We start from the raw sequence: 2,100 nt of genomic DNA, 5'->3' as shown, positions 1-2,100 counted from the left end.
GGTAGCTGTTGATCAGCTGGCGTGGGAGAGGCGGGGTCGGATGGGCTGCGACGAGGTGCTCGCGCTGTTGCGGGAGCGGGAGGCGGCCTGCCGTCGGGAGGCGGAGCGGTTGCGCGGGGAGGCCGAGCGGATCGCCGGGCTGCTGGTGGTGTGCGAGCAGGAGCTGGCCCGGGTGGCGACGGCGTGCCAGGTTGTGGGCGAGCTCCCGGCGGCGCACGGCGAGGCCGGGTCGGGGCGGGGTCGGCTCCCGGCCCCGCGAGCGGAGGTGTCGGGCACCGTCGGCAGTCAAGCCGCCGAGGGGAGTGGCGAGTTCACCGGGCGGATGCTGGGGGTGCTGGCCGCGTACGCCGGTCCGGTGCGGTGTCGGCAGGTGGTGGAGGGGCTCGGGCTGGAGGCGGTGCCCCGTGAAGTGGAGCGGGTGCGCCACCAGTTGAAGAAGGCCGCTGCCGCCGGGCGGGTGGTGCAGACCCCGGGCGGCCTGTTCACCCTGGCGCGTGGAGGTGCCGCGGCGCGCGGGTGACCTGCCGATACGGGAACGGGCCTCCTTCTTGTTGGTCGGGTGAACAGCCAGACCGCGCAAGGAAGAAGACCCGGTGGCACCTTACACGTCCGCGTCCCAGGCCCCCGCCCCGTTCACCGCCACTCGCACTCGGATGGAGGAGATGCTCGCCCGTCTGTCCGCACCGGCCATGGCCTCGGCCACCGCCGAAGGACTGGAGGACTACATCACCGCCGCGGGGCGGGAACTGCTGCGGCAGATGCTGCAGGACCAGCTGGACGCCCGCGCCGCCGCCGAGGTGCGCGTGGAGGCGGTCACCGGCAGTGACGCGGTGGTGCGCCCTCGGGCCGAACGGGGCCACCGCCGGCTGCTGGCCACCACGCTGGGCCGGGTGGAGGCGGCCCGGATCGCCTACCGCGCCCCCGGTGCGGCCAACCTGCACCTTGGCGACGTCGCCCTGGCCCTGCCGCGGCAGGTCTACTCCTACCCGCTGCAGCGCGCCGTCGCCCTCGAGGTCGCCGAGACACCCCTGCGCCGGGCGGGCGCCCACCTTGAGCGCACCACCGGGCAGCGGCTCGGCACCCGGCAGTTGATGGAGATCGCGTGTCGGGTCGCCGCCCACATCCCTGCCTTCTACCAGCAGGACGTGCCCGCGCCCGCCCCACCCGTCGGCAGCGAGGGGGACCGGCTGCTGGTGCTCAGCTGCGACGCGACCGGCGTGAACATGATCCCGTCCGATCTACGTGAGGCGGTCCGCGCCGCACGGGCAGCCGACGGCCCGCAGCCGCCCTCCGCCCAGCTCAGCAGTCGCGAGCACACCGGTCGCCGGCGGATGGCGACCGTCTTCGCCGTCTACGACGCCGCACCGGTCCCGCGCACCGGTGCGGACGTCCTGCCGGCCACCGCGGCCGAACGCGCCGCCCGCACCCACGGCCCGCGCGCACGGGGCCGGCACCTGGAAGGCTCCCTTCAGCGTTCCACCGCGGCCATGGTCACCGCCATGTTCGACCACGCCGAACAGCGAGACCCCGACCACCGACGGCGCTGGATCGTCCTGGTCGACGGCGCCAACCACCAACTCGAGTGCATCGCAAGGGAAGCGGCCGCCCGCGGCGTCCATGTCGACACGATCGTGGATATCGTGCATGTGATCGAATACCTGTGGCGGGCCGCCGAGGACCTCCACCCAGGCCACGCAGCACGCGCGGCCTGGGTCGCCGACGCCGCCCGCACCGTGCTGGACGGGCACAGCCCCCGCGTCGTGGCCGCACTGCGCCAGCACCTGCGCACCCGCCCCGATGACGCGAAGCAACTGCCCGCCGTCGCCCGCACCACCGCCTACCTGCAGGCCAAGGAGCCCTACCTGCGCTACCACCTCGCCCTCGCCATGGGCTGGCCCATCGCGACCGGGGTGATCGAGGGAAGTTGCCGCTTCCTCGTCAAGGACCGCCTGGACGCGACCGGGGCGAGATGGAGCTTGACCGGCGCCGAGGCAGTCCTCCTCCTACGCGCCGTCATCGACAACGGCGACTTCGAGCGGTACTGGCGCTACTTCACCGAACTCGACCACCTGCACACCCACGCCGTCCGCTACCAGGGAC

At 73.7% G+C, this 2,100-nt stretch carries 2 protein-coding genes; both read left to right on the top strand.

The genetic code is table 11. The features are described 5' to 3' along the window. Positions 1-520, top strand: a 520-nt coding sequence (locus IEZ19_RS49615; protein WP_229841740.1) for a hypothetical protein, incomplete at its 5' end; no start/stop codon positions are given. A 73-nt stretch (positions 521-593) separates the two neighbouring features. Next, positions 594-2,100: ISKra4 family transposase (locus tag IEZ19_RS49610; protein WP_189317930.1), on the top strand; the 1,507-nt coding region annotated here is incomplete at its 3' end.

This window comes from Streptomyces brasiliensis (assembly GCF_014647875.1).
GTDB classification, from domain to species: Bacteria; Actinomycetota; Actinomycetes; order Streptomycetales; family Streptomycetaceae; genus Streptomyces; species Streptomyces brasiliensis.
The sequence above is the reverse complement of the archived record's forward strand: the minus strand, read 5'-3'. Positions and strand labels throughout refer to the sequence as shown.